Origin of the sequence: Bradyrhizobium sp. SZCCHNR1093 (assembly GCF_032381175.1) — a bacterium.
In the GTDB taxonomy this organism is placed as follows: Bacteria; Pseudomonadota; Alphaproteobacteria; order Rhizobiales; family Xanthobacteraceae; genus Bradyrhizobium.
The window spans coordinates 331,444-353,394 of record NZ_JAUHJJ010000002.1 but is presented as its reverse complement, the minus strand read 5'-3'; the positions used below and the strand labels follow the sequence as shown (position 1 = coordinate 353,394).

Below are 21,951 nucleotides of genomic sequence, written 5' to 3'. Positions count from 1 at the left end.
GCTTCAGAACAGCGGTGGGACGCGGGCGACCTTGAACGGACCGAGCACCACGACCCCGTCGGCGAAGCGCAACGGGAAGGTCCGCGCCTTGCGCCCTTCGAGGGTGGCCTCCTTGCCGAGCGCATTGATGCCGAGCGCGACGCCGACGTTGGCGTTCTGCTTAACGACCTTGCCGAGGCCGGGAATCGCGCGGTCGAGCGCACCGAGCAGGTTGTTGACGTCTTGCGACTTCACACCCGGCGCTACGCGATCGAGCGTCCCCTGCGGCACGCCGTTTTCGAGCATCTTGTCGAGACCGAGCGCCGGAATGACCTTTTCGATCCCCGCGACCGTCATCTGCACTTCGCCATCGATGCCGCCATTGGCGGTCAGGCTGAGCGTGCCCGACGCGACGGCCAGCAGCTCGCCCTGCTGGATGCGCGACTGGACGATCTCGACATGACCGCCCGCCGCCTGGATCTCGCGAAACCGCTCCGGCCAGGGTTTGGGCCTGAAGTCCTTGAGACCCGTGACGCGGGCCTGGACGTCGGTATTGAACGGTTCGGCAAGCAGAGGATGGCTGCCTTGGATGCTGCCGTTCGCGATCTGCAACGCGGTCTCCAGCACCGGATGGTCGGACGGCGAGCCCTCGGCAACACGGCCGTGCAATTCGGCATGATCGGCGCGCGCGGCGGGCACCGCAGTGTTGCCCTCGATGCGGTCGATGGTCGGTTGTTCGAACACGAGGTCGGCGCGCTGCGGCGGCCCTGGCAGACCGCGGACACTGGCCTCACCGACGCGCCAGTTCACGGAGAACGAGGCCGGTCCGCGACCGTCGGCGATCATAGCGGGTCCCTTGAACTCCGCGATGACCCGCTTCGGGTCCCACACCTGTGCGACGACGAGAATCTCGTCGAGCTTGGCGTTCATCAAGGGCGTGCCGGCGGCCTGCGAAAACAGGGCTACGTTCGGATCCGTACAGCGGACCTCGAGCCGGAACGGAAAGCCGGCGACCGAGCGGTTCGCGCAATCGAAGACGCGGCCGGACTTCGCTTCGCGCGCACGCCAGGCGTCGGCCTGGACATCCACTTGCGAAGCGGCGAAGAACCAGAATGCGCTCCACGCGACGGCGGCGATCAGGAGCAGGACGGGAGCTATGAAAAGCCCCCAGCGAGAGCGCCTGCGCGGCGGTTGCGGCAAACGAGACATGCAGGACACCCTTTGGGCAGCAATTTTGGCAATTCGGCGATCACGGATTGTGTATCTAGATTAACAATTCGCGAGCACCACACTTAGGCCTCCGCATTGATGTCCGCAATGACCCTCTCCGAACGCGACCTTCCCCACGGCGACCTCTGGGTCTTCGGCTACGGCTCGCTGATGTGGCGACCCGGATTCGCCTTTCTCGAGCAGGTGCCGGCGCGGTTGATCGGCGAGCATCGCGCGCTCTGTGTGTATTCGTTCGTCCACCGCGGAACGCCGGAGAAGCCCGGCCTCGTGCTCGGTCTCGATCGCGGCGGCGCGTGTCGCGGCATTGCGTTTCGGGTGGCAGGAGACAAGCGCGACGAGACCATCGCGTATTTGCGGGCGCGTGAGCAGGTGACCTCGGTGTATCGCGAAGTGACGCGCTCGGTATGGCTGGAGAACGACGCCCGCGAGCGGGTGAGCGCGCTGGTCTACGTGGTCGATCGCGGCCATGTGCAATATGCCGGCCGGTTGTCGCCGCAGGAACAGTTGCGCCATGTGCGTCAGGGTCACGGCCAGTCCGGCGCCAATCGCGACTACGTGATCTCGACTGTGAAGGCGATCGAGGCGCAGGGCCTTCGCGACACGCAGTTGCATCGGCTCGCAACGATGCTGCACGATGACGGCCATTCGCTGCATCCTGCGCCGGAAGGTGCGCCGCCATAGCACGCGTCAAGCTTTCACCGCCGCCGCTATGCGGCCGAACAGGCGGGCCTGCTCGGCCTGCCCTGCGGCGACCAGCCGATTGGTGGCCTCCTCGATCACGCTTTGGATCCGCTGCATGAATTCATCGCGTGGCAGGCCCGGCGGCAGCGGATCAAGAAACTCCACCACAAGCGTGCCCGGATAGCGCAGGAATGTGCGACGCGGCCAGAACAGCCCTGAGTTCAGCGCCACCGGCAGGCACGGCACGCCGCAATCCGTATAGATCAAGCCGACCCCGCCCTTGTAGTCCGGCGGTGCGCCCGCCGGGCGCCGCGTGCCTTCCGGAAAAATCACAAACTGACGGCCGTGCTTCACCTCCTCCGCCGCCCGCCGCATCACCTGCTTCAACGCGCGGGCGCCGGAGCTGCGGTCGATCGCGATCATGTCCGCCTTGACCAGATATTGTCCGAACAAGGGAATCCGCAGCAGCTCGCGTTTGAGAACGAAGAACGGCGCATCGAAGAAATGCAGCAGCGAGATCGTCTCCCACATCGACTGATGCTTGGCGGCGACGATAAGCGGCCCCTTCGGGATCTTTTCGACGCCGCGATATTCGACGCGGATGTTGCAGACGACGCGCATCAACAAAATGTTGCTCTGCGCCCACCAATTGGCGACGCGCAGCAGCGCCTTGCGGGGCATCGCCAGGGTCGGCAACGCGATCAGCGCCCAGAGCACGAAGTTCGGGTAGAACAGGATGTTGAACAGCAGCGAACGCAGGAAGATCGAGACCATCAGAAACCCAGTTCAATTGGCTTGCGCCGTCGTCGGTCGGCGCGCCACCGAGCCGGTTGGCGGATCGACCTCGGGCGCGAGATCGAGGCCGAGATCGGCCAGCCGCAGCCGCATCTCGGCGGCGACAAATTTGGCATATTCGGACAGCAGAAGTCGCAGCGTCGGCGCGCTGGTCCACCACGGCTCGTCACGCCATTTCTCGCCGACGACGGCGTACGGAATGAGATCCATGCTCGGCATCGCATGCGACAGTTCGACGATGGCCCGCGGCATGTGATAGTTCGACGTCACCACGATCAGCGACTTGAAGCCGCGCTCGCTGGCCCACCGCCGCGTCTGCGCGGCGTTGCTGCGGGTGTTGATCGCCGAATAATCCAGATCGACGCAGCAGTTGATGAATGATCGCGCCTCGGGCAGCGACCTGGTGATGTTGCTGGCCTCGTTGGTCGGGTGCACGCCGGAGATCAGCAGCCGCCGGCCATAGCCTCCCGCTAGGAGTTCCACCGCGTCCGACACGCGCGACGAGCCGCCGGTCAGGACCACGATTCCGTCCGCCTTTCGCTCGGGCTGGATCTCGGCACCGCGCAATTGCGAGAGGAAGCCGACGAAACCGACCGCGGCGACGAAGAAGCCGAGCCCGAGTGTCGCCACGGCGCCCGCGAGCGTCCGCCACACCGCCACGGTGAGCGGCAGCTTTCGCCTGCTATGGTCGGTCTCCGGCTCCATGCAACGCCTGGCTTGTCCTTGCCTGCCTGCGCGCGGCGCCATGCCGTCGCGCGATCCCGTCGTTCAAGTCCGGGAACGCAGGCAGGTTTCGCCGGCCTCCCGATCACGTTCGCTCGCCGCCGATCCTGGCGCGCGACCTCCGCCGTGTTCGTGACCCAGCTCACCCCGTCCTGCCTCACCCCGGCGCAGACGATTTTAGGCGGTTTTCGGGCCAAGTGAAATCCGCAACGAGACGGCTGGGGATAGAAGCCGCCATCAGTCGATGCTCGCCAGCGTCGTGAACAGGGTCCGGCGTGCGGCCCAGCCGGTCACCGCGGCGATCACGATGGCCTGCAGCGCGATCGCGACATAGCCGAGCGGGCGCAGCGAGAACGTCCCGAGCAATGCCGCAAACTGATCGCCGACGGGGGTGCCGGAGAACCAATTGGCGATCGACTCCGAGAACCCGAATCCGAGCATCGCAAGGCCGCCGCCGATCACGCCCCCCTCCAGTCCGAGCTGCAAAAAGTGCCGCAGGAAGTGATTGGCGATGTAGCGGTCACCGGCGCCGACGAAATGCAGCACCTCGACGATCGGCCGGTTCGCGGCCATCGCGCCGCGGGTCGCGAACGACACCGAGATGATGGTGGCCGCGATCACCAGCACGAGAATGCCGAAGCCTGCAAACAGGGTAGCACCGGTCATCGAGCGCATGCGCTCGATCCAGGCGCGGTGGTCATCCACGCTGGCGGTCGGCGCAACCTGGGTCACGCGGGCGCGCAGGGCGTTGAGATCGAAGCTGGTGCCGGGCTGGACGCGTGCGATGATGACGCGGGGCACCGGAAGCTCATCGAACGACAAGCCGCTGCCGAGCCACGGCTCCAGCAGCTTGCTCGATTCCTCCTTCGTGAATGGCCGGACCTCCACGATTCCGGACTGCGCCCGCATCGCCTCCGTCACCAGGGCAATGTCGCGCTCGAGATCCCGGCCGGTCTTGGGGCGAACCTGAACCGTGATCTCGCTCGCCACCTCCGACTGCCATTCGGCCGCGGACTCGCTGACCAGCAGCACGCCGCCGGTCGTGATCGAGGCCAGGAAGGTCATGATCGCCACCACGGCGACCAGCGCACGGCCCGCGATCGAGGCGCGCGGCACGATCGGCGACACGATGCGGGCCTGCGCCGGCAGTTGCGGGCGGTCGTCGCCGAGATCGACCAGGAGGCCGCGATCGTCTACGCTACTCATAGATGTGCAATCGTCCCTGATGCAGCACCAGCCGGCGGGCCTCGTATTGGTCCATCAGCGTGATGTCATGGGTTGCGATGATCACCGCCGTGCCCGAGCGGTTCAGTTCGATGAACAGCCGCAGCAGGCGGCGGCCGAGCGTCGGATCGACGTTGCCGGTCGGCTCGTCCGCGAGCAGCAGCTGCGGCCGCGAGATCACGGCGCGCGCGATCGCCGCGCGCTGCTTCTCACCACCCGACAGGATCGGCGGCAGCGCATCCATGCGCTCGCCGAGGCCGACCCATTTCAGGAGGTCGATGACCTCCTTGCGATAGCTTGACTCGTCGCGACCCATGACGCGAAACGGCAACGCCACGTTCTCATAGGTCGTCATGTGGTCGAGCAGCCGGAAGTCCTGCAGCACGATGCCGATGCGCTTGCGCAGATCGGCGATCTCTTCCTTGCTGAGCAGCGAGATGTCGTAGCCGAACAGATTGACCAGACCGCGGGTCGGCCGCAGCGACAGGAACAGCAGCTTCAGCAGCGAGGTCTTGCCGGCGCCCGACGGGCCGGTGAGAAACTGGAAGGAATGGGCGGGAATCTGGAAACTGAGGTCGCGGAGAATCTCCGGCCCCAATCCATAGCGCAGCCCAACATTTTCGAACCGAACCAAAGCGTCAGCTCCGTTCGACCGCGTGCGCGGCAGACCCGCACGCTCCAAGCTCAGCGGTACGATGGCCCGATTGAGCGCCCGTTATGGTTTCCGGTTCGTTAACGGTCGCCGTGTACCATTGGCGCGATTGAGTTCCGAAGTTCGTCGACATGGCGGTCCTTGTAGCACGAACTGTCGGAAACAAAGCGGCAATGGCCGTTGGAGAACAGGCGCGATGTTCATCGTTTGCCCTCATTGTACGACATCTTATGCCATCGACTTGGCAACCCTGGGTATGGCTGGCCGCAGCGTACGCTGTTCCCGTTGCAAGGAGGTCTGGCTGGCGCGACCGGAGGATGCGGTCGAGGCGCCCGCCCCCATGCCCGCCATGGCGGAGGCCGGCGCGGCGGCCGCGCCCCGTGACGCCGCCGACGAGTGGGAAGCCCTCGCCCGCCAGGAAGAAGATGACGGCGGACGGTCGCCCGAGGTGGAAAGTCCGCCGCTGGCCGCCGGCTGGCCTGACGATGCCCTCGCCGAGCCCGACGACGACACGGCCGATGCCGAGCAGCCGGCGCAGGGCGGGGCTTCGCGCCTCGCCGGTCTCCGCAAGCTCATCAGGCGCCCGACGTTGCCGGATTTCCCAGGCAATAAGCTGTTGAACCTGCCGGTGCTGACGGCCGCCATGGCGGCGCTCACGATTGCGCTCGTGGTGTGGCGCGCCGACGTCGTCAGGCTGCTGCCGCAGACGGCGTCGTTCTACAAGCTGGTCGGGCTCGAGGTGAACCTGCGCGGCCTGAACTTCAAGGACCTGAAGGTGGCGACCGAAACCGTCGACGGCAAGCCGGTGCTGGTGATCGAGGGAACGATCGTCAGCCTGACGAAGAAATCGGTCGATCTGCCGCGGTTGCGTTTCAGCGTCCGTGACGCGCAGGGCACCGAGATCTACGCCTGGAACACGCTGCTCGATCAGACCGCGCTCAAGCCCGGCGAGCGCACGACGTTCAAGTCGCGGCTCGCCTCGCCCCCTCCCGAAGGCCGCAATATCGATATACGGTTCTTCAACCGGCGCGACCTCGCCGCCGGCAGTGCATGATGGTTCCGGTCTCGCGGCTCTCTCGCGGGGCCCACGACACGGAGACGAAACGACATGTCGCGCGTGCTGATCGCCGACGACGAAGATTCGATGCGGACCTTGGTCGCGCGCGCCATTGCCATGGATGGACATGAGATCGTGACGGCGCAGGACGGTGCCGAGGCGCTCGACATCCTGACGCGCGAGGCCGGCGCCTTCGACCTGCTGCTGACCGACATCCAGATGCCCATCATGGACGGCATCGCGCTGGCGCTGTCGGCAGCACGCGATTTTCCCGATTTGACCATCCTGCTGATGACGGGCTTTGCCCATCAGCGCGAGCGCGCGTCGAATCTCAGCGCGATCGCTCACGACGTCATCACCAAGCCGTTCTCGGTCGCCGATATCAGAACCGCGGTCGCCGACGCGCTGGCGTCGAAGGCGGGCAAGGCGTAGCGCGCCAACGATAATCCTCGACGTTGCTGCAGTCCGCGCTGTCATCCCTGCGAACGCAGGGATCCATTGCCACCGCCGCCGTTGAGGGACAAGACTGGTCCCACATCTCGCGCCATCACATCTCCCTGGGGGTATGGGTCCCGGGTCGGCACCACGCCGTCGCTTCGCGCCATCGCGGCTTGCCCGGGACGACAGCGATGGGTGCGATGGAGCGCGGACATGCCTGATGGGCTCGCGCCTGCGTAAAGGTCGCTGAAGGAACTGATCCTCTCTCCTCCGTCATTGCGAGCGCAGCGAAGCAATCCAGAATCCCTCTGCGGAGACCGTCTGGATTGCTTCGCTGCGCTCGCAATAACGCTGGGGCGGCCGTAGGACGCCCCGCTCAGCTTCACGCGCTGAGCGCGCGCATCTCGGCATAGAGATCGGATTTGCCCTCGAAGCCGATGCCGGGGAGGTCCAGCATCGTGATGTGGCCATCGATCACCTTCACGCCGTCGGGGAAGCCGCCATAAGGCTGGAACAGGTCGGGATAGCTCTCATTGCCGCCGAGGCCGAGGCCGGCGGCGATGTTGAGCGACATCTGGTGGCCGCCATGCGGGATGCAGCGTGACGGCGACCAGCCGTAGGTCCTGAGGACGTCGAGCGTGCGCAGATATTCGCACAGGCCGTAGGACAGCGCGCAGTCGAATTGCAGCCAGTCGCGATCGGGACGCATGCCGCCATAGCGAATGAGGTTGCGCGCGTCCTGGTGGCTGAACAGGTTCTCGCCGGTGGCCATCGGGCCGGGATAGAAGTCAGCCAGCGTCGCCTGCAGGTGATAGTCGAGCGGATCGCCAGCCTCCTCGTACCAGAACAGCGGATAGTCGCGCAGCATCTTGGCGTAGGCGATGGCGGTCTCCAGGTCGAAGCGGCCATTGGCATCGACGGCGAGCTGATGGCCGGAGCCGATCTCATCGAGCACGGCCTCGATGCGCTCACGGTCCTCATCGATCGGGGCGCCGCCGATCTTCATCTTCACGACATTGTAGCCACGCTCGAGATAGCCGCGCATCTCGCGGCGGAGCGCCGAGAGATCCTTGCCGGGATAGTAGTAGCCGCCGGCAGCGTAGACGAAGACGCGCGGTTCGGCCTTGCGGCCGTGCCGCTCCGCGAGCAGACGGAACAGCGGCTTGTCGGCGATCTTGGCGACCGCATCCCAGATCGCCATGTCGAGCGTGCCGACGGCGACCGAGCGCTCGCCGTGACCGCCGGGCTTCTCGTTGCTCATCATCGCCGCCCAGGCCTTGTCGGGATCGATGTTGTCCTTGGTCGCGTCCAGCAGCGAGACTGGATCAGCCTCCAGCAGCCGCGCGCGAAAACGCTCACGGATGAGCCCGCCCTGCCCGTAGCGGCCGTTGGAGTTGAAGCCGTAGCCGACCACGGGACGCCCGTTGCGCTCGACATTGGTGATGACGGCAACCAGGCTCGTCGTCATCCTGGTGAAGTCGATATAGGCGTTGCGGATCGGCGACGAGATCGGCTTCGTCACCTCGCGGACGTCGACGATGCGGATGGTCATGGTCAGTCTCCTGGTCGTGTGAGCATGCGCGGTCGCTCTAGAGCGAGGCGCCGGCGCAGATGGTGATGGTCTGTCCGGTGATGGCGCCCGCCTCCGGCGACAGCAGGAAGGCGGCGAGCGCGGCCACCTCGGCCGGACCGACGAAGCGGCCCATCGGCGGCAGCACCGGCGCGGTGCCGGCGCGGCTGGGATCGCGCAGGAACGGTGTGTCGGTCGCGGCCGGCGCGATGACGTTGACGGTGACGCGGCGCGGCGCCAGCTCGATCGCCCAGGACCGCGCGAGGCCGGTGAGCGCCGCCTTGGTCGCGGCATACTGGCTGCGGCCGGCTGCACCGTTGGCGGTGCGGCTGCCGATCAGCACGATGCGCCCACCCTCGCCCATATCGGGTGCCAGCGCATTGGCCAGCGCCTCCGCCGCACCGACATGGACGCGCCACATGCCCGCGCTGGTCTCAGGCGCGAGCTCGCCGAGACGGCCGACCCGCATGTAGCCGGCGGCATGGACCAGCGCGGTCACGTCGCCGAGATCGGCCAGGCGCGCGACAAGGGCGTCCGGCTCGGCCAGATCAGCCTGCAGGCCCACGAAGTCGGGATGCGACAACGCCGACGGCGCGCGGTCGATGCCGGTCACGCGCCAGCCGCCCGCGAGGAGGCGCGCGGCAATGGCGTGGCCGATGCCGGAGCTGCTTCCGGTCACCACCGCGTGGCGCGCAGACCTGCGTTCGTGATCCCCTGCCGTCATCCCTTGTACGCAGCCGCCTCGGCCTTGACCTTCACTGCATCGAAATTGTTGATCTTGTCGATCAGCTCGTTGGTGTAGAGCGCAGCATAGTCCTTGATGTCCAGCCCGTTCATCGCCGCTTCGGTGCGGAACTCCTGCTCGTTGATCGTGCCCATCTGGGTGCTGGCATAAGGCGGCGCATAGAGCTTGATGCGGCGGCTGATCGACTGCAGCACGGCCTTGACCGCCTCGTCCTCGCTGGCGCCGCGCGGCGCCGTTTCAGGATAGAGCTTGAGAAAGGCCCTGGCGCCGGCGGCGGGATTGGCGAGCAGGAACTGCGACGCCTTGCACACCGAGCGGCCGAAGCCGATCAGCAGATCCTTGTCCTTCTCGAAGGTCGCGGGCATCGCCATCAGAAACTGGCCGCCGACCATCGGGATATTGGTCGGACGCGGCAGGTAGGTCAGCTCGATGCCGGCGGCTTCGATCTGGCCAAAACCCGTATCGAAATAGGCGAGCGCATCGATGACGCCACGCTGCAGGGCGACGCCGGCCGGCGTGCCGTTGCCGACCGCGACCCAGCTCACGTCCTTGTCCGGATCCAGGCCGAGCGCCTTCAGCACGTTCCTGGTCACCGGATATTCGGTGGCGCCAAAGTCCGAGACGCCGATCTTCCTGCCCTTGAGATCCGTGTAGCTCTTGAGCGTCGACCCCGGCGGGACGGCAATGTCCCATTTGTACGGATAGGTGTACTGATAGAACAGTTTGGCGCCGCTCCATTCGCCCTTGGCGAGCAGCGGCAGCGCGGTCGAGGGCACGCCGACGCCGATCGCCACCGTGCCGCGATCGGTCGCGACCTGGACGTTGGCGTTGGTGCCGAGCGCCTGGACGTCGAGCGAAAAGCCCTCCTGCGCGTTGTAGCCCAGCGCCTCGCCGATCACGCAGTTGATCACGGTGGCGTTGAGCGCCTTGAGCCCGACGCCGAAACGGATCTTCTTGATGTCAGCCGCCATCAAGCCAGCCGGCGCACTGCTCATCAGCAGCGCCGCCCCGGCGCTGCCCTTCAGGAATGACCTGCGCGAAACCATTCTTCGTTCCTCCCTGTTTTATTTTTTGCGGTTGGCGCCCCAGTGCACGATCTTGGCCTCGCACCAGCGCACGATCCCATGCAGCACGATGCCGAGCACACCGAGAATGATCAGCGCGGCGAACACGCCGGCGACATCCGACACCGCCTGCGCCTGGGTGATGACCACGCCCATGCCGCGCTGCGCGCCGAGGAACTCGGCCACGATGGCGCCGAGCAGCGCATAGACCACGGCCATGTCGAGGCCCGCGAAGATGAAGGGCGCAGCGTTGGGCAGCTTGACGATGCGGTAGGTCTCGAGCCGCGACGCCGACAGCGAGCGCATCAGGTCGATGCGCTCCGGCTCGACGGCGCGCAGCCCCGTGAAGCTGTTGATGAGCACGGGGAAGAACGACAGCAGCGCCGAGATCGCGATCTTCGAGCCGTCGCCGAAGCCGAACCAGATCACGATCAGCGGCGCAATCGCCACTTTCGGCAGGCTCTGCAGCGCGAACGCATAGGGCATCACCAGGCGCTCGATCGCCTCGACCTCCGCCATCAGCGAGCCGATGACAAGGCCGAGCGCAACGCCGATGGCGCAGCCGACGGCGGCGTTGCTGAGCGTGCTCCACAGCGGCAGGTAGTAGCCGAGCGGACTGGCGGGGCTGACGGCGAGGCCCGACCACAGCGCGCGCACGACGGCTTCGGGCTTGGGCAGGATGTAGGAGGGGATGTTCAGCAAATTGACCGCGGCGATCCAGCTCAGGATCAGCACCGCGAGACCGATCCAGGCGATCGGCGATCCCAGGCTGAGGCGTCGGCGCGGCCTGGCTGGTTGATGTGACATGGCTGAAACGGCGACGTTGGCGAGATCAGTCATGACCGTGCTCCTGCGCGTTGAGCAATCCACGCACCTCCTTGGCGAGTCGTGCATAGTCCGGGTGCAGCACGATGTCGTCGAAGGTACGCGGCCGCGGGATCGGCACGGGGAGATCGGCGAGGATGCGGCCGGGGCGTGCCGACATCACGATCACGCGGTCGGCGAGGAAGATGGCCTCGGAAATCGAGTGGGTGATCAGCAGGATGGTCTTGCGGTTCTCCTGCCAGATGCGCTGCAGCTCGAGGTTCAGGCGCTCGCGCGTCAGCGCGTCGAGCGCGCCGAACGGCTCGTCCATCAGCAGGATCTCGGGATCGCGCGCCAGCGCACGGCAGATGCCGGCCCGCTGCTGCATGCCGCCGGACAGCTCGTAGGGATATTTGTCGCCGAAATCGGCGAGACCAGTGACGGCAAGCAGGCGCTCGATGCGGTCGCCCGCCGGTCCATGCTTGCCGCCGACGCGCAGCGGCAGCCGCACATTGTCGCGCACCGTCATCCACGGCAGCAGGTTGGCAGCCTGGAACACCACGCCGACCTTGCGCGAGGGCCCTGCGACCGTCTCGCCGTCGAGCAGTAGCCGTCCATCGCTATAGCCGTCGAGCCCGGCGAGCAGACGCAGCAAGGTGCTCTTGCCGCAGCCCGACGGACCGACCACACAGACGAACTCGCCCGGCCTGATGTCGAGCGAGATCCGGCTCAGCGCATGAACCGCCGCGCCCGAAGCCGAGACGTAGGTCTTCGACACCTGGTCGATCGCGATGAGCACGTCATCCGGCGCGGCGGCGCGCCGGGGCGCATTGTCGACATCCATCATCAGCATGAGCGTCCACCCGATTTTTTATGAGTTGTCGCCTGGGTGACGGCCGGGCCAAGCCCGACCGTCGCTTGTCGAGCAATCAGGCCGCGGCCTGCACCGTCAGTCCGGCCGCAGCCACCGCCGCGCGGATCGCGGCCATCTCCTCGGCGCTCGGCGCGTGCGTCGGCGGGCGCACCGTGGCATCACGGATGACGCCGGCAACCTGCATCGCCGCCTTCATGCGGCCATGCGCCTCGCCGGTCGGCTCGCCGCCGCCGTACACGGCGTCCTTCAGCGGATCAATCATGCCCTGCAGCTTCATCGCAAGCTTGAGGTCGCCGGCGGTGACGGCCGCGAACAGATCGTAGATCAGATCCGGAATCAGCGAGGCGAAGCCGACCAGCGCGCCGTCGACGCCCTGCACCATCGAGGCCAGCAGATATTCGTCGTGGCAGGTCAACAGCGCCTTGTGCGGCGCCGCGGCGCGGATCGCCTTGAGGTCGCGGGCGTATTTGTTCATCTCGCGGGTGCCGATCTTGAACGCCTGCACGTGGTCGAGGCGGGCGAGCTCGGCGAGCAGCTCAGACGAGAACGAGGCGCGGGTCCAGGCGGGATAGACATGGACGATCAGCGGCAGCTTGGTCGCTTCGCCGATCGCGCTGAAATAATCCAGGCAGTGCTCGCGCTTGAAGCCGAAGCGCAGCCAGTGATGCGGCGGCATGATGTCGAGCGCGGTGGCGCCGGCTTCCTTCGCCATCAGCGCATGCTCGATGCCGTCCTTGATGCCTTCGCACACGACAGAAGAAATGGTCGGACAGATGCCGGTGAGCGCCTTGGCGACGATGCGCGTCACCTCGGCGCGCTCCTTCGCGGTGAGGCCGAACACCTCGCCGGTGTGGCCGTTGGTCATGATGCCGACGATGCCGCGGCGCTTGCCGAGCCAGGCCGCGTAGCGCGACAGCTCGGCCTCGTCGATCGAATGGTCGGCGTTGAAGGGGACGGCGATCGCCGGGATGATCCCCTTGAAGTTGGTCATGACGCTCATGCTTGCTCCTGTTTCGTCACATCGATGTTCATCGTTTCGAGACCGTCGCGGTCGCCCCGCCCATCGCCTCCAGAGCCCGCGACAGCTGGGCGGCCGCTCTGAGCAGCGGCGCCACGCCGAGCCGCTCGAAGTCGTCCGCCGTGATGCGCATGGTGGGCGCAGCGATGCTGATCGCCGCGAGCGGAATGCCGTCGCGATCGATGACGGGTGCCGCGAGCACGCACAGCCCGGGCGCATTTTCCTGATTTGACAGCGCGTAGCCGGCCGCCTTCACCTGACGCAGACGCTGCAGCAGCGCGTCGAGCTCGGTGATCGTGGTCTCGGTGCGCTTGATGCGCGGCTGCGCCTCCAGCACCTGGATCTGCGTCTCGACCGGCAGCAGCGCGAGAATGGCCTGGCCGACCGCGGTCGAATAGACCGGCGCCCGGCTGCCGATGCGGACATCGACGCCGAGCCTGACGAGGCCGGCCTGGATGCGCTCGACATAGACGATGTCGCTGCCGTCGAGCACGGCCAGCGACGCAGCCTCGTTCATCTCGCCGACCAAGCTGCGCAGGATCGGGCGTGCCTGGGTGCGCAGCTCCGAGCGCGCGATCGCGTTAAAGCCGAGGTCGAGACATTTGAGCGTGAGGCGGAAGCGCCTGGAGTCGCCGACCTTCTCGACATAGCCGAGCATCACGAGCGTGTTGAGCAGGCGGAACGTGGTGCCCTTGTCGAGGGCGGCGCGGCGCGCGACGTCGGCGAGCACCAGCTCGGGCTCCTCGCTGGTGAAGGCATTGAGCACCTGAAAGCCCTTGGCCAGCGACTGCACGACGCTTTTGCCAGCCTTGCTGTCCTCGTCCACTTGGAGGCTCCGACGTTTCCTGGCTGACGCCGGCCTTGACGACCGGCATTTTTTGTATGGTTCGGATTGCGAACTATAGTTCGTATATTAGAATGCGCGTAGCCGCTTCTGTCAAGCGCTCTCGCACGCCGCATGCGCGCACGGCTTGAAATCTGCGCAGCCGGCATGATCTCTCCCTGAGGGCCGCGACATCTCGCGGCCTTTTTCAGGAGTCCGGCGTGAGCGTTGCATTCACCAAGGAAGAGAGCGCCGAGACGGCCGCCGAAACGCAGCTACCCGACCGGCCGGTCTCGCCGCATCCGAACCTCGTCACCGAGGCGGGACTCAAGGCGCTCGAGGAGCAGTTGCGCGAGGCGCAGGCGGCGTTTGAAGCGGCGCAGGGGATCGAGGACGTGAATGAACGGCGACGGGAGTCGGCGCTGCCGCTGCGCGACGCGCGCTACTTTGCAGCGCGTGTCCGGACCGCGCAGGTGATGCCGGCGCCGACATCGACCGATCAGATCGCGTTCGGCAGCACGGTGACGTTCAAGCGCGGCGACGGCCGCGTGCAGACCTACACGATCGTCGGCGAGGATGAGGCTGATCCGAAGCGCGGCATGATCTCGCACGTCTCGCCGGTGGCTCGCCTGCTGATGGGCAAGTCGGCCGGCGACGTCGTCGAGGTTACCGGACAAGAGCTGGAGATTCTCACGATCGCCTGAGGCGGTACCCATCACGCCGGCAGGAAACGATGCTCAAAGTTGGAATCATCTCCGACACGCACGGGCTGCTGCGGCCGGAGGCAGTGCGATGTCTGTCGGGCGTCCATCACATCATCCACGCCGGCGATATCGGCCGGCACGAGATCGTTGACCGGCTTCGCCTGATCGCGCCGGTGACTGCGATCCGCGGCAACATCGACACGGCAGACTGGGCGAATGCATATCCTGCGACCGAGACCGTCAGGCTCGGCACGCATGCCGTCCATGTCGTGCACGACGTCCACGACCTCGCGATCGATTCTGCAACGTCGGGCATCGACATCGTCGTATCTGGTCACTCGCATCGCGCAGGCATCGAGACACGCGACGGCGTGCTCTACCTGAATCCAGGCAGCGCAGGGCCGCGTCGCTTCAAGCTGCCGATCACGCTGGCGACGCTGAACATCTCCGCAGGCCAACTGTCACCCGCGATCCACGATCTCGGCAGCGCCTGAGGCAAAGCGAAAGGGCGCCCATGGGCGCCCTCCCCGAACCTCGTATGAGATGCATCGATCAGAAGCGATCGGCCAGCGCCATCCCGGGGTCGCTGAACGAGGGACGGCCGGTCTCGACGTGGCCGGCGACGCGGCGATAGAAGCTGTCGTCGGTGTCGCTGGTGACGACGAAGTCGTACCAATGGCCGGACTTGCGCAGTTGCCAGTACAGCTCGCCGTGGCGTCCGGGCGCGGACACCTTGACCGTCCACGACGTCGACGGACCGCCATGGCTCGGTCCGGGGAAGAAGCTCGGTGCGCCGAAGCCGAAGCCGGGCGCCTCGAAGTCGGGAGCCGACCGGAAGCCTGGCACCGCGCCAAAACCCACCGGGTGGAAGCCGGGCAGCGGACCGAAGCCCGGACATTGCGGCTCCAGCGCGGCGGAGACCGAGGCGGTGACGGCCTGCAGCGGCCCATAGATCTCGTTGGACTTCACCGTGAAGCTCGCGCGGGCATGGCCGTCGTTGCGCAGCTGCATGTGCAGTCCGCCCTCGAACACGTTGTAGCCGACGAAGATCTCGGGGTTGGCGGCATTCGACGGCCTGACCTTGTCGAGGTCGCCCTTGAAATGACGGTGGAAGCCGTTCGGGCCGAGCACCCAGAGATCATACAGGCCATCGCTGCCGACGCTCCATTCATCGTCGATCGTCTTGCCGGCCTCGACGGTGTAGCGGCGCGGAATGAGATCGAGATGCTGCTTGTCGTAGACGTGGAACACGGCGCCGGCAAAGCCGGTGTTGGCGAACAACAGCTTCACCTTGCCCGCGGCGGCGTCGACCTTCGCGGTGGCGTGCAGGATGTAGGGCAGCGGGCGCGAATAGCGCGCGCCGCTCTCCTGGAACAGCGGCTGCGGTGTCGCGGGCGCAACCGGCGCCGGCAAGGTCTTCTGGTGCGCGTCCGAGGCCTGCCAGTTGCTCTGGTCGGGTAACTCCGGAAAGCGCGGATCGTTCGGGCTGGCGAAATCGAACGCTGAGGTGAGATCGCCGGAGACGGCGCGGTGCCAGGGGCTGATGGCGTCGACCTTGATGCCGAAGCGCTTCTCGAGAAAGCGACCGATCGAGGTGTGGTCGAACACCTGCGAGTTGACCCAGCCGCCCTTGCTCCAAGGTGAAACGACGTACATCGGCACCCGCGCGGAGAGGCCCCAGGGACGGATGTTGCCGCTGATCGTGTCGGTCGCGGTCAGCACGTTGCCGACGGTGTTGGAGAAATACTCGCCGTCGAGCGGCAAGGTCGCCTTGCCCATCAGCTTGCCGTTGACGTCGTAGGACGGCACTGCGGGCGCCGGCAGATGATCGAAGAAGCCGTCATTCTCGTCGAAGGTCAGCAGGAAGACGGTCTGGCTCCAGACTTCGGGGTTGGCCGTCAGCGCCTCCAGAACCTGGTCGGTGAAATTGCCGGCGCGGGTCGGGCTGCCGCCGCCGGGATGCTCGGAGTTGGCCTGGGTCGGCAGGATCCACGACACCTCCGGCAGCGTACCGGCCATGACGTCGGCCTTCAGCCGGTCGAGGTAGTCGGGACCGCCGGTCAGGCCATGGACGTAGTTCGCATCGCCCGGCTGCGCATGGCGGAAGCTGGAGAACGCGAGGCAGCCGTGCATCGCGCCGGTCCAGTTGTCGTTCATGTCCTGATAGATGTGCCAGCTGACGCCGGCCTTGTTCAGCAGATCGGGCAGCGTGTCCCAGGCGAAGTCGCTGCCGACATATTTGTAGCTCGCCTGTGGCTGCGGCTGGCCGGCGACCCAATTGTGCGGGTTCGGCCAGCAGCGCAGATTGTTGGGCTCGGAGTCGTTGGTCGTAGAGTTGATGCCCTGCGCGCGCAGCGCCGGATTGAAGTTGGAGCCCGACCAGAACACGATCCGGTTGGGATCGGTGCCTGTGGTGATCGAGGCATGGTAGGCGTCGCACAGGGTGAAGGCCTCGGCGAGCGCGAACTGGAACGGGATGTCGTCGCGGCCGAAATAGCCCATCGCATAGGGCGTCTTGTACTTCGCCCAATAGCCCATCTTGCCCTGATTCCAGGCCGCCTGGCTGTCGCCGAACGAGTGCGGCGTGCCGTAGCCGACCAGCGCGTTGGAGGTCGCCGAGTCGCGGTGATAGGGCGGAATCTCGCGGCTGCCGTCGGACTGGAACCAGACCGGCTTGCCGCTCTCCAACGGGATCGGGAAGCGGTCGCCGAAGCCGCGGACGCCGCGCAACGTGCCGAAATAGTGGTCGAAAGAGCGGTTCTCCTGCATCAGGATGACGATGTGCTTGACGTCCTGAATGGTGCCGGTCCGGCGCCTGGCCGGAATGGCCAGCGCCTGGCGGATGCTGGCGAAGGCAGCCGCCGCCGTGGCGCCTGCCAAGAAATCGCGACGTGTTGTCATGCTGATACGACCTTTTGAAATCTTGAAGAACGTATTCAGGGTTGGCGGGGCGAGCCCGACCTGCTCCTGCGAACGTCGCTGGCGTATCAGCGCGACTTGACAGCGCTGTGAAATTTTTATTTACGAAATGAATCAGAATGAGATTTTCTCAGTATCAGGGCACAGCGTATCGGGGCACAGCGTGACGGGATCGACCTTTCGTTCTGGGCCGGGCGTGAACGGCATCTTGTTTCGTATTCGTGAGCTGCAGAACGAGCTTCCGCCGAAGGCGCGGCAGATCGCGGAGCTGGTCATCGCCCGGCCGGAGCCGTTCATCCACATGTCGATCACCGAGGTCGCGGAAGCCTGCGGCGTCAGCGAGGGGACGATCGTGTCGTTCTGCCGGCGGGTCGGGGTGCGGGGCTTTCAGGAGCTCAAGATCATGCTGGCGCGCGACCTGATCGAGCCGGTGCGGCTGATCCAGGAGGACCTGCATCGGGGGGATGATCCGGCGACGGTCACCGACCACATCTTCGCGGCGCATGCCGCCTCGCTGCAGGAGACGCGGCGGCTGCTGTCGATGGACGCGCTGGCGCAGGCGGCGAAGCTGCTGCGGCAGGCGCGGCGCGTCGAGATCTACGGCATCGGGAGTTCGGCGCCGATCGCGCAGGATCTGTCGTATCGCCTGCTGCAGCTTGGCCTGGCGGCCAATGCGATCGTCGATTCGCATGTCCAGGCGGTCAGCGCCGGGATGACCGGGCCCGACGTCGCGACCGTCACGGTGTCGCATTCGGGCAGCACGGTCGAGACCGTGCTGGCGACGCGGCTGGCGCAGGCGGCGGGCGCGCGGACCATCGGCATCACCCGGCTCGGCAAGTCGCCGCTGGCGGCGCATTGCGAGGTGCTGCTCTACACCGTCGCCAACGAGACGCGCTATCGCCCGGAGGCGATGAGCAGCCGCGTCGCGCAGCTCGCGATCATCGATACGCTGGTCAGCTGCTGCGCGCTGACCGACACCGAACGCTCCGTCGACCGGCTGCAGCACGCGGCGCGCATCCTGTCCGAGAAACGCTATTGACCGACGCGGCCTCCGGTCAAAACGGTGAGCCACGGGCATGACCTCCCGTGGCGGCCCCATCCTCAATAGTCCTTCAGTAGCCGCTCGATGTAGTCGAGCTCGAGCTGCGGCCGCGACTGATCGCCGAGACGGCGGCGCAGCTCCTCAAGGATGCGGCGGACGCGCTGCACGTCGATCTCGCCCGGGATCTTCTGGGAGAAATCGTCGATGTCGCGGCCGGGATGCATCGGACGTCCGAGCGGATCGGTCTGCTGCGCGCCCTGCTGGCGGCCGGCGCGCTGGCCGGGGCCGTCGCCCGGCTGGTCGCCGTCGCCCTGCTGCATCGCCTCGGCGAGGCTCTGTGCGCCCTTGCGGAGCGCGTCCAGCGCCTTGCCCTGCGATTCCACGGCGCCGTCGGCATTGTTGTCGCCGAGCTGACTGCCGGCATCGCCCATCGCGCTGTCGGCGTCGTCGAGCCCGTCGCCGGAATCGCCCTGGTCGCCTTGATCACCGGGATCGCCCTGCTGACCCTGTTGTCCCTTCTGGCCTTTCTGACCCTTCTGTCCCTTTTCGCCCTTCTGGCCCATGCCGCGCTTGGCGAGCTGGTCCTGAAGCTGCTTGAGACGGTCGCGCAGCGCCTGCTGGTCCTGCTGCAGGTCGCCCATGCTCTGGTCCTGGTCGCCCTGCTGCTTGTTGCGGTTGCGGCGCGAATCCTGGCCCTGCTTGAAGGTCTTGTCGCGGAGCTGCTGCTGCTTGCGGATCATGTCGCCGAGCTCGTTGAGCGCCTGCTCCATGTCGTTGTCGCCGCCCTGGTTGGGCTGCGCCATCTGCAGGTTCTCCAGCATCTGCTGCAGCTGCTCGAGCAGCTCGCGCGCGCCCTCCTTGTCGCCCTGGCGCGACAGCCGCTCCATGCGGTCGATCATGTTCTGCAGGTCCTGCTGGCGCAGGATCTTGGTGTTCTGGTCGAGCGGCCGCTGCGCCATCTGCGGGTTGTTGCGCAATTGCTCGGCGAGCTGGCGCATGTAGTTGTCCATCGCCTTGCGCAGATCCTCGGCGAGCTTCTTGATCTCCTCGTCGCTGGCGCCGCGCTCCAGCGCCTGCTTGAGCGCGTCCTGGGCCGCGCGCAGCGCCTTGTCGACGTCGGAGATGTTGCCGTCCTCGATGGTGACGGCGAGCGCCCACAGGCTCGCCACCACCTCGCGCAGCGCATCGTCGGTGCGCGCGGCCTCGAGCTGGCGGGTCACCGAGCGCAGGCCGAGATACTGGCCGGGCTCCGGCGTGAACAGCTCCGGCGCGATCGCCAGCGCATCGAGCGCGGTGAACACGTCGCCGTTGCGGTTGCCGTCGAGCGCGAGGATGCGCCGCTGCTCGATCAGCGCCCGCGCCAGCGGCTTGGTGAACAGCCGCTCCGGCAGCCTGGTCTCGAACGGCTCGCTGGTGCCCTCGTTGCCGGCCTCGTCCTTGGCTGTCAGCGTGAGCGTGACGTCGGCGCCGGCGTAGGGGTCCTCGCTGAGATCCTTGACGGTCTGGCCGACGCCGTTGCGGGTGCGCGCGTTCGGCAGCACCAGCGGAAACTCCGGCGGCTGGAACAGCGGCCGCGCGGCGGGCGCGTCGGCCGTCTTGCTCTCGGCAGCCTTGTTTTCGGTAGACTTGCCTTCGACAGGCCGCGCGGTGACCCGGGCGCGGGCTTCGGTGACGCCGTAATCGTCCTCGAGCTTGTAGGACAGCTTCAGCGAGCCGCGCGCCTGCCGCTCGGGGTCCTTGGCCATGCTGATGACCGGCGGCTTGTCCGGCGTCGCGGCGAACACCCATTGCGGTTGCCCTGCGGGCGCGCGGACGTGAACGGTGCCGTCGGTCTTGATCGTGTAGTGCTTCTCGGTGGTGCCCTTCGGCGCCGCCTCGCCGGCCGCGCCCTCGCCGGGCGCCGCCTCGGCGACGCCGCCACCGGTGATGACATCGAGATTGCCGCCGCTGGAACGCACGATCAGCGTCGAGCCCTGGGGCACCACGATCGGGCCGCTTGACGGCACCGCGCCTTCCTTGTTGGCGGCGGACAGGATGATCGGCGGCTTCGCCGTGTAGAGCGGCGGCTTGACCCAGGCATCGACCCTGATCGTCACCGGCGTCATCACGCCGTTCCAGTCGAACGCCGAGGCCACCCGCAGCGCCCGCTCGTCACCGGCCGCGATAGAGGTCGCAACCAGCAGCACGACGACCAGCGCGCGCACGGCCCAGGGATCGTGCAGCGACAGCCGCGGCCGCGGCGTCCCGGCGCGGATGCGCTTGATCGAGGCCAAAGTGCGCTCGCGCTGCGCATGCCAAAGCGCCCGCGCCAGCGGGTCCTGCGTGGTGAGCGTGTCGGTGAGCGCGGTGGCGGGGCGATGGGCGATGCCCGAGCCGCGATCGAGCCGCGCCAGGCCCTCGTCGCGGGTCGGCCAGCGATAGCGCAGCATCGGCCCGGCGGCGCCGAGCAGCAGCAGCAGAAACAGCCCGACGCCGATCATGCGGACCGCGAACGGCAGGCCGAGCCAGAGGCCGGCCCAGGAGACGATCAGGAAAAGACCGACCACCGTGAGCAGCCGGGCGAGATGCGGCCAGCCGCGCTCCCAGGCGATGGCGAGACGCGCCCGCTTCAGCGCCTGCGCCAGCTTCAGCCGCGCCAGGCCATCCTGCGTCAGGCCATCGGGCGTGCTGCTTGCCGGCCCAGCCGGCTCGGGGGTGATGCCGCTCAACAATCTCTCCAGGTTGCCCGGATGTTCACCCTAGCACAAAGGCAGCCGTGAGGCACCCGCTCTGCGCGGGCTTTCCCGCCGCCGGCCGCGGTTCACACGGGAGTGTGACCGGCCGGGTTCCCGGGGAGTTACGGGGCGCCCTGATGACGGCTGGGCGTCCGGTGACAACGGAGAGATCCACGCCGCACACCCCAAACTCCGTCATTGCGAGCGCAGCGACGTGTCCGCCGAAGCCCTTCGGGCGAAGGCGGAAGCAATCCAGGGCTCCGGGCGGGACTCTGGATTGCTTCGTCGCTGCGCTCCTCGCAATGACGTCGTGGCGAACGTCACGTTGCACATGATCAAACACCCCCGCGGAGAAATCATCGGCGAGACGAGCACCGTCCTTCTCGCGGCGCAGTCGGCGCCCGAGTGATGCCCGCCATCTCACCCTCATCAGACAGAGGGCGCAGGGAAGACCGGGCGCCGGCCGGCGCCCATGGTCCGCGTGCAGCAAGAAAGCACGCGGCAGAACCACAGGCTCAGCCGAGATCACCCGGCCTTCCCTGCGCGATGGTGTTACGATTTATACGCGATCTTCCCGGGGAACGGCTGTCTTGCCCCCGTCGCCGGCGATTCGTCACCGCCAACTTGGCATCAGCACCGCGATGCCAGAACCACGCGACTTCACCGTCGCACCGGGATCGTTCGTCCGCGCGAGCAAGCCCACGCTGCGTCCCAATGCGCCCACCGCATCCCGCACCCGACGTCCGTGACGATCGCGAAGCGCCCCCTCAGCGGGACGGGATGCGCGGAGTAGAGCACGATTTCGGATAAAGCGCAAGCGACAATTTTTGAGCGAAGGACGCTGCGGGGTTGATTTTTCGAAACGGCACGCCACAACATGCACACAGAAAAGGAA

The 21,951-nt window shown here is 66.7% G+C and carries 20 protein-coding genes; 6 read left to right on the top strand and 14 right to left on the bottom strand.

Annotation, left to right across the window (positions count from 1 at the left end; all coding sequences use genetic code 11):
* Positions 1-3: 3 nt before the first annotated feature.
* On the bottom strand, positions 4-1,188 hold the full coding sequence (locus QX070_RS07250; protein WP_315736236.1) for a DUF2125 domain-containing protein: 1,185 nt from the start codon (positions 1,186-1,188) through the stop codon (positions 4-6).
* Positions 1,189-1,287: 99 nt separating this feature from the next.
* On the opposite strand from QX070_RS07250, the gene QX070_RS07245 reads away from it, so the two are divergent.
* Positions 1,288-1,890 carry a gamma-glutamylcyclotransferase gene (locus tag QX070_RS07245; RefSeq protein ID WP_409998895.1) on the top strand — a complete coding sequence of 201 codons (603 nt, stop codon included), beginning with the start codon at positions 1,288-1,290 and terminating at the stop codon, positions 1,888-1,890.
* A gap of 6 nt (positions 1,891-1,896) precedes the next feature.
* On the opposite strand, the gene QX070_RS07240 is transcribed toward QX070_RS07245, so the two are convergent.
* The 4 genes from QX070_RS07240 to ftsE all read right to left on the bottom strand — a co-directional run bounded on the left by QX070_RS07240 (position 1,897) and on the right by ftsE (position 5,266).
* Positions 1,897-2,664 (bottom strand): lysophospholipid acyltransferase family protein, encoded by a 768-nt coding sequence (locus QX070_RS07240; protein ID WP_315736234.1) that lies wholly within the window; start codon positions 2,662-2,664, stop codon positions 1,897-1,899.
* A gap of 12 nt (positions 2,665-2,676) precedes the next feature.
* A complete protein-coding gene (locus tag QX070_RS07235) occupies positions 2,677-3,390 on the bottom strand; it encodes a YdcF family protein (RefSeq protein ID WP_315736233.1) in 714 nt (237 codons plus the stop codon).
* Between the two features lie 255 nt (positions 3,391-3,645).
* Positions 3,646-4,614: an ABC transporter permease gene (locus QX070_RS07230; RefSeq protein ID WP_315736232.1), complete on the bottom strand. Its 969-nt coding sequence runs from the start codon at positions 4,612-4,614 to the stop codon at positions 3,646-3,648.
* On the bottom strand, positions 4,607-5,266 hold the full coding sequence (gene ftsE / locus QX070_RS07225; RefSeq protein ID WP_006615648.1) for a cell division ATP-binding protein FtsE: 660 nt from the start codon (positions 5,264-5,266) through the stop codon (positions 4,607-4,609). The genes QX070_RS07230 and ftsE overlap by 8 nt, the downstream gene beginning before the upstream one ends.
* Positions 5,267-5,480: 214 nt before the next feature.
* Here ftsE and QX070_RS07220 point away from each other — a divergent pair, with 214 nt between their 5' ends.
* Together QX070_RS07220 and QX070_RS07215 are read left to right on the top strand one after the other, a co-directional pair.
* Positions 5,481-6,338: an MJ0042-type zinc finger domain-containing protein gene (locus tag QX070_RS07220; protein ID WP_315737026.1), complete on the top strand. Its 858-nt coding sequence runs from the start codon at positions 5,481-5,483 to the stop codon at positions 6,336-6,338.
* Positions 6,339-6,392: 54 nt separating this feature from the next.
* A complete protein-coding gene (locus tag QX070_RS07215; protein ID WP_315736231.1) occupies positions 6,393-6,773 on the top strand; it encodes a response regulator in 381 nt (126 codons plus the stop codon).
* Positions 6,774-7,161: 388 nt separating this feature from the next.
* On the opposite strand, the gene QX070_RS07210 is transcribed toward QX070_RS07215, so the two are convergent.
* The 7 genes from QX070_RS07210 to QX070_RS07180 all read right to left on the bottom strand — a co-directional run bounded on the left by QX070_RS07210 (position 7,162) and on the right by QX070_RS07180 (position 13,680).
* Positions 7,162-8,331, bottom strand: coding sequence for a mandelate racemase/muconate lactonizing enzyme family protein (locus tag QX070_RS07210; protein WP_315736230.1), 1,170 nt, complete (start codon positions 8,329-8,331; stop codon positions 7,162-7,164).
* Positions 8,332-8,368: 37 nt separating this feature from the next.
* Positions 8,369-9,073 carry an SDR family oxidoreductase gene (locus QX070_RS07205; RefSeq protein ID WP_315736229.1) on the bottom strand — a complete coding sequence of 235 codons (705 nt, stop codon included), beginning with the start codon at positions 9,071-9,073 and terminating at the stop codon, positions 8,369-8,371.
* Entirely contained in the window at positions 9,070-10,140 is a 1,071-nt protein-coding gene (locus QX070_RS07200) for an ABC transporter substrate-binding protein (RefSeq protein ID WP_315736228.1), read from the bottom strand. Before QX070_RS07200 ends, QX070_RS07205 begins: the two co-directional genes overlap by 4 nt.
* An 18-nt stretch (positions 10,141-10,158) precedes the next feature.
* On the bottom strand, positions 10,159-10,998 hold the full coding sequence (locus tag QX070_RS07195) for an ABC transporter permease (RefSeq protein ID WP_315736227.1): 840 nt from the start codon (positions 10,996-10,998) through the stop codon (positions 10,159-10,161).
* Positions 10,991-11,815 carry an ABC transporter ATP-binding protein gene (locus QX070_RS07190; protein WP_315736226.1) on the bottom strand — a complete coding sequence of 275 codons (825 nt, stop codon included), beginning with the start codon at positions 11,813-11,815 and terminating at the stop codon, positions 10,991-10,993. The genes QX070_RS07195 and QX070_RS07190 overlap by 8 nt, the downstream gene beginning before the upstream one ends.
* A gap of 76 nt (positions 11,816-11,891) precedes the next feature.
* A complete protein-coding gene (locus QX070_RS07185; protein ID WP_315736225.1) occupies positions 11,892-12,836 on the bottom strand; it encodes a dihydrodipicolinate synthase family protein in 945 nt (314 codons plus the stop codon).
* A gap of 28 nt (positions 12,837-12,864) precedes the next feature.
* Complete coding sequence (locus QX070_RS07180; RefSeq protein WP_315736224.1) at positions 12,865-13,680, bottom strand: IclR family transcriptional regulator; 816 nt, start codon at positions 13,678-13,680, stop codon at positions 12,865-12,867.
* A gap of 218 nt (positions 13,681-13,898) precedes the next feature.
* On the opposite strand from QX070_RS07180, the gene greA reads away from it, so the two are divergent.
* The gene (greA, locus tag QX070_RS07175; protein ID WP_315736223.1) at positions 13,899-14,381 is read left to right on the top strand and encodes a transcription elongation factor GreA; all 483 of its coding nucleotides are present in this window, start codon (positions 13,899-13,901) and stop codon (positions 14,379-14,381) included.
* 29 nt (positions 14,382-14,410) lie between these two features.
* Positions 14,411-14,875 (top strand): metallophosphoesterase family protein, encoded by a 465-nt coding sequence (locus tag QX070_RS07170; protein WP_315736222.1) that lies wholly within the window; start codon positions 14,411-14,413, stop codon positions 14,873-14,875.
* A gap of 58 nt (positions 14,876-14,933) precedes the next feature.
* Here QX070_RS07170 and QX070_RS07165 read toward each other — a convergent pair whose 3' ends face one another.
* A complete protein-coding gene (locus QX070_RS07165; protein ID WP_315736221.1) occupies positions 14,934-17,282 on the bottom strand; it encodes a phosphocholine-specific phospholipase C in 2,349 nt (782 codons plus the stop codon).
* A gap of 226 nt (positions 17,283-17,508) precedes the next feature.
* On the opposite strand from QX070_RS07165, the gene QX070_RS07160 reads away from it, so the two are divergent.
* The gene (locus QX070_RS07160; protein ID WP_315736220.1) at positions 17,509-18,339 is read left to right on the top strand and encodes a MurR/RpiR family transcriptional regulator; all 831 of its coding nucleotides are present in this window, start codon (positions 17,509-17,511) and stop codon (positions 18,337-18,339) included.
* Between the two features lie 62 nt (positions 18,340-18,401).
* Here the strand turns inward: QX070_RS07160 and QX070_RS07155 are convergent, their stop codons facing one another.
* Positions 18,402-21,050, bottom strand: a complete 2,649-nt coding sequence (locus tag QX070_RS07155) for a TIGR02302 family protein (RefSeq protein WP_315736219.1) — start codon at positions 21,048-21,050, stop codon at positions 18,402-18,404.
* Positions 21,051-21,951 lie beyond the last annotated feature (901 nt).